General features: G+C 40.5%; 7 protein-coding genes. All 7 read right to left on the reverse strand.

Annotation, left to right across the window (positions count from 1 at the left end; genetic code table 11):
• Positions 1-97: 97 nt before the first annotated feature.
• Positions 98-1,078: a tagatose-bisphosphate aldolase gene (gene lacD / locus ADI76_RS06285; protein ID WP_049515164.1), complete on the reverse strand. Its 981-nt coding sequence runs from the start codon at positions 1,076-1,078 to the stop codon at positions 98-100.
• 1 nt (position 1,079) lies between these two features.
• Complete coding sequence (locus ADI76_RS06290) at positions 1,080-2,009, reverse strand: tagatose-6-phosphate kinase (protein ID WP_049515165.1); 930 nt, start codon at positions 2,007-2,009, stop codon at positions 1,080-1,082.
• Between the two features lie 10 nt (positions 2,010-2,019).
• A complete protein-coding gene (gene lacB / locus ADI76_RS06295) occupies positions 2,020-2,535 on the reverse strand; it encodes a galactose-6-phosphate isomerase subunit LacB (RefSeq protein WP_003002763.1) in 516 nt (171 codons plus the stop codon).
• Between the two features lie 16 nt (positions 2,536-2,551).
• Positions 2,552-2,977 carry a galactose-6-phosphate isomerase subunit LacA gene (lacA, locus tag ADI76_RS06300; protein ID WP_003007724.1) on the reverse strand — a complete coding sequence of 142 codons (426 nt, stop codon included), beginning with the start codon at positions 2,975-2,977 and terminating at the stop codon, positions 2,552-2,554.
• Between the two features lie 202 nt (positions 2,978-3,179).
• Positions 3,180-4,655, reverse strand: a complete 1,476-nt coding sequence (locus ADI76_RS06305; RefSeq protein WP_049498245.1) for a PTS galactitol transporter subunit IIC — start codon at positions 4,653-4,655, stop codon at positions 3,180-3,182.
• 99 nt (positions 4,656-4,754) lie between these two features.
• Complete coding sequence (locus ADI76_RS06310; protein ID WP_003002828.1) at positions 4,755-5,060, reverse strand: PTS sugar transporter subunit IIB; 306 nt, start codon at positions 5,058-5,060, stop codon at positions 4,755-4,757.
• Positions 5,061-5,095: 35 nt separating this feature from the next.
• The gene (locus tag ADI76_RS06315; protein WP_023918370.1) at positions 5,096-5,572 is read right to left on the reverse strand and encodes a PTS sugar transporter subunit IIA; all 477 of its coding nucleotides are present in this window, start codon (positions 5,570-5,572) and stop codon (positions 5,096-5,098) included.
• Positions 5,573-5,791 lie beyond the last annotated feature (219 nt).

A 5,791-nucleotide genomic window follows, 5' to 3' on the forward strand; every position in this document is an offset into this window, starting at 1 on the left:
TGTGCGGAGGTGGGACGACGAAATCGAATTCTAACGAATGACCGATTTCTGTCCCACTCTCTAACTGTTGCTTTAGGAGGCAATCATCATTTGAAACTTATACGCGTTCTGTCCAAGGTGTTGCTACTTTAGCTAAGACTGCGTTCAATTCTTCAATATTTTGTCGACCTTCTGTACGAAGCCATTCACGAGCAGCTGCTTCTCCATCTTTGATGTAGGCTTCTACTGAACCTGCCCATGTCGCACGTCCACAAAGAACACCGTTGAAGTTTGCACCTGATTCGTGGGCAAAGACAAGAGTTTCTTGGAAGAGTTTTGCAGATACACCAGCACTGAGGTAGATGTATGGAAGGTTGGTTGCTTCTTCTTGTTCTTTAAAGAAGGCAGCAGCTTCTTCACGACTATAGACAACTTCACCTTCTCCAAAACCTTCCACGTAGTTGACATTGACAGGAACTTCTACTTTCAATACATCGATATTGAAACGAGGATCTGAGAAGACTTTCATAGCTTCAATCACCTTACGAGGTTTCACTTTTGCATATTCAGCAGAGGTTGCATCTGCAATTCCTTCATCATAAGCCAAGATTTCAAGGAAGAATGGAATATCTTCAGCAGCGCATTCAGAACCGATGCGTTCGATATAAGCTTGTTTTTCTTGGTTGAGTTCATCTGCACTGTCTACATCATAGTAGAGCAAGAATTTCACAGCATCTGCACCTTGTTCTTTGATACGTTTTGCTGACCAAAGGTTCAAGCAGTCTGGCAAGCGCTTGGTGCTTGATGTATCGTAACCTGTTTTTTCATAGGCAAGTAAGAGACCAGCATCTTTGTCCAAGGCTTTTGTAGCAGGTAGACCATATTCTGGGTCCAATAACATAGATGAAGCATATTTTGTCAATTCATCAGCTACAAGGACTTTTAATTCTTCCATTTGTGCTACTGTTGGTTCTGTGTCTTGATATTTGGCCATCAAGCGTTTCAAAGCCCCACGTTGGTCGAAGGCCAAAGCTGAAATGACACCGTCTTTTGTACTAAGACGTTCCAAATAGTTGCGTTTTTGTTCTGTTAATACCATTTTATACCTCTTTTACGATTAATTGTTGATACAAGGCATCATAATGCCCCATGTTGACATGTCCTGTTTGTGCTTCTTGCGCATTTAACATTCCAAGAACATTTGCTTTCTTGAGCAAGTCTGCGTCACTCTCATGATGATAGAGACCAGATGCAATCCCTGCAACAGTCGAATCACCAGATCCGACTGGATTGACGACATCGATCTTAGGAATATCTACCTTATAGAAGACATCCCCATGCTTAGCGAAAGCGCCATTTGCACCAAGGGAGACAATCACCCATTCGATGCCATCAAAGAGAGAATCCTGAAGAACTTCTTTTAAATCTTCCACATTCTTACTCACTTCTTTTCCTAACAACTGTGATAATTCTTCATTGTTTGGTTTAATGACCGTAGGCTTGACAGCTGCTTGAATGGCAGCTTCTAAAGAAGCTCCCGAGCAATCGAGTACGACTGGTTTTCCTGCTTCGCTTGCAATCTTGACAAGGCTAGCATAGTAGTCCACTGGTAAACCAGCAGGAAGACTTCCAGAGATGGCAACAACCTCTACTTGTTCAACCAAGTGACGATAATGGTCGAGAAAGTCTTGGCCTTCTTTCTCAGAAATGGTTGGACCTTTTTCTAAGATTTCTGTTTGCTTGCCTTCGTGAAGGATGGCGATACAATTACGTGTATCACCAGCAATTTCAAAGAAACGTTCCTCTATCCCTTCTCCTAAATGGTCGAGAATGAATTGCCCCGTCCGACCACCAAGTAGGCCAGTCGCTGCCACTGGATCCTTTATCTCAGAAAGTACACGGGTAACATTGAGACCTTTTCCACCAGCTGTCTTACTCACCTCAGCTACACGATTGACTGTATCCAACTGGAGTACATCCAAAGGATAAGAAATATCAATCGAAGGGTTCATCGTGACCGTTAATATCATACGTCACCTCTTAGTCGTGGTATTCACCACGGTCCCATTTTTCAAGGAATTCTGTAAAGAAATCAGCATCCGCTTGATGAGCATTATGGGTTTCCACATGTTGGATCTTAGCGATCAATTTTTTATTTTCTTCAGTTGGTTTGTATTCAGCGTGGATGAATGCTTCAATGATATCACACATGAGCAATTCACCCGTAATTTTACCACCAAACCCGATGACATTCGCGTTCAATTCTTCTTTTGCATAAAGAGCAGTTGTCATATCGCGTACTAAGGCAGAACGGATACCAGGTACTTTGTTAACAGCATTGTTAATCCCAACACCAGTACCACAGATACAAACACCAAGATCTGCTTGGCCACTTGCTACGGCTTCACCGACTTTCTTACCAAAGATTGGATAGTGGGTACGTGTATGGTCATAAGTCCCAAAGTCGAGCACTTCGTATCCTTTTGATTTCAAAAAATCAGAAACAGCCATTTTTTCATTTGTCACAATGTGATCACAACCAATTGCAATTCTCATTTGAATTCTCCTCTCATTAGCACATCTTATTCAACATATCAACACGGATTTGGTGACGGCCACCGTCGTATTTACCATTGACGAAACCTTTGGCAATGTTTTTCGCCAATTCATCCCCAACAATTTCAGCTCCCATGGTAATCATTCGAGAATTGTTGTGTCCACGTGTCATATAAGCAGAACGTTCATCTGAAACTTCTGCTGCCACCATTCCTTTGATTTTAGTCGCAACCATAAATGGACCAGCTCCATAAGCATCAATCACGATTCCAAGATTTTGATCGTTTTTGTTCACTTCGCTCGCAACTGCAAGTGTCACATCTACAAAATCTTGACCTTCAGCGGTTACATCTACAACATCAAAGTTTTCTTTTACAAGAAACTCTTTCACGAGATCTTTTAATCTTAATCCTGCAGCATCTGCACCAATTACAATAGACATTTCCTGTCCTCCTTTTGTTTGTTTCAGCAAATATTCCTGTTGTTAATTTTTCACAAAGAAACATTTTCTTACTTTTGATATTATATTACACCTATTTCGAACGAAAGTCAACATTAAATTGTTTATTTTCGAACATTTTTTAAAAATAAAAACACCATATCTAGAAAAGATATGGTGTCAGTTTTCAAACTACATGGAACGATTATTTTGCATTTGCAGCATATTCTTCGTTACGTTTGATCATTTGTTTTCTGTACCAAGCGAAGATTCCGATATAGAATGCCAAGAAGACAACTACACCAAGGATAGCTTTGATATCACCAGTTGTTGCGTTACCGATTGTCCAACCGAGCAATTTTTCAACTGGTCCTTCAAGAGTTGAGTGAGTGATCAATTGAGTAGAAGCTACCCCTTTAGGGAAGGCATCAACACTCTTAGCCAATTGAGTTGCAAATGGTGCAATCAATGTACCTGAAAGAAGGAAGAGTGGCAAGAGAAGGCTTCCGAAGATGATCATACGGATCAATTTACCGCGTGTTACAACCAACAAGGCTGGAGTTACACCCATAGCGATGATCCCTGCAAGTGGCAAGATACCATTTCCGACTTTAGAAAGAAGCACTGCTTCGATCAACATGATTGGTGCAAGTACGTTGGCACAAGCCCAGATTTCAGCACGACCAGCGATAAATGGCCAGTCCAAACCGATGTTGAATTTACGTCCTTGAAGACGTTTAGTAGCAACGTTTGTAATACCTTGTGACAATGGTTCTACTGCTGCGATGAACCAAGAACCGATCAATGAGAACAATTCCAAGCAGACACCGGCAGTCAAACCAAGGCTCAACCAACCTTTAATAACCAATTCCCATTTGTCAGCATCTTGCACACCAGCAACTGGATGTGGAGTACCCATGATACCGATGACGATACCAAGAAGGAAACCGATAAAGAATTTAGATCCCCAGAAACCGATCTTCTTGTTCAATTTAGCAGCGTCGAAGTCGTATTTATCAAGACCTGGGAAGAATTTGTCAAAGATTTTATCCAAGACCATGATGATTGGGTTCATCATGTAGTTCATGTGAGTAGATGTCATAGGTGATGAACTTGGTGCATTCAACAAATCATCAAATGTTGGTTTCATCAAGTCTGAGTTGATGATTTTCATAACCCCTACAAGGACAACGGCAAGAGTTGCAACGAAAAGTGAAACTCCTTGGCTGACACCGTTGTTGTCCGCATACCATTTGATCAAAAGACCAGTGATAGACAAGTGCCAGATATCGAAGATATCGACGTCAAGTGTATCAGTTTTCTTGATCGCAAGCATGATAACGTTGACGATCAACATAATCAACAAGAAGTAAAGTGTCCAGGCAGACCCCCAAGTAATGGTCGCAAGAGGTGCCCAACCAACGTCTGTGATATTCAATTGAATACCAGTATTCTCAACGAATTTTGCAAGAGATGCTGAGAAAGCTCCATTCAACATACCGATGATAGCACCGATACCAGTAAGGGCGATGGCAAGTTTAATACCACCTTCAAGGGCTTTAGAGAATTTCACTCCAAATAAGAGAGCCAATAAAGTCAAGACGATCAACATGATGATCGGAGCACCCATGTCTAGGATGGGTTTGAAAAATTTATTGGCAAAATCAATAATGCCATTCATAATAAATCCTCCCGATTTATGAATTTTTTTGTAATTTACAGCAGAAAGTGTTCCAAATTTTATAATTGGATAACGCTTACAATCACGTTTAAAAAAATATTAACTTAATCCATGTTCTTTAATGGCAGCTTCGATGTTATCAAAGACTGGCGCACTCATCGCTGGAATACGGAACAAGATTGGTCCTGCTTCTACCACTGGAATACCAGGATCGAATCCCAAATCAGTTGCAGCAATTGGAGTAAAGATGTCATAACCAGAAATCAAATCTTCATTGACGTCTTTGACCATGACAGCGTCACAACGCACATCATAACCACGGTTTGACAACTCTTCTTCCAACGCATTCTTAATTTGGTGGCTAGAGTTAACACCTGCACCACAGGCAGCTAAAATTTTAATCATTTGGATGTCCTCCATTATAAATATTTACGAATGTTTTAGGAAATAGTTTCCGTAATGTATTGATAAAGCTTATCTTCACTATCTAATTTTGATAGAGCTTCGAGATTTCCATTGGATGTAAAGAAATCCATCAGTTGGGCCAAAATATTGGTTTGGCTTGAGCTCGTATTATTGATAATAAAGAATAAGAGTGAAACTTGAACTTCCTTATCTGGAGCAATCATATTATGGAAAGTTACGGGTTGATCCAAACGAACCACAACCACATTCTCAGTGAGATTATGGACAATGTCTGTGTGCGGGATCGCCACATTTGGTAAGTCCTTACCAAGAAATTCCATGTCTAATCCAGTCGGGAAAGACTTTTCACGCTCAATCAAAGCGGAACGATAGGTTGGTGTCACAATCTGTCGCTCTTCCAATAAGCTTGCTACCTGCTCAAAGAGATCTGTTTGATCCTTGGCATGTAGGCAAAATACAAGATCTTTGTTAAAGAGTTGATTTAATCCCATTGTTGCCACCTCCTTATCTAACTATTTATTTATAGCTTCAGTATATCACTATATTGATTGATTGTCAATCATTTTTTGTCTAAATTTGTTTAATTTTGTTTGTATATCGCTCTAAAGCGCTTTCTATCCGTCATTTTCCAACATCATTAAATCAGTAAAAAGAGAGTGGGACAGAAATCGGTAATTCGTTAGAATTCGATTTCGTCGTCCCACCTCCGC

This window comes from Streptococcus parasanguinis (genome assembly GCF_001074805.1).
GTDB classification, from domain to species: Bacteria; Bacillota; Bacilli; order Lactobacillales; family Streptococcaceae; genus Streptococcus; species Streptococcus parasanguinis_A.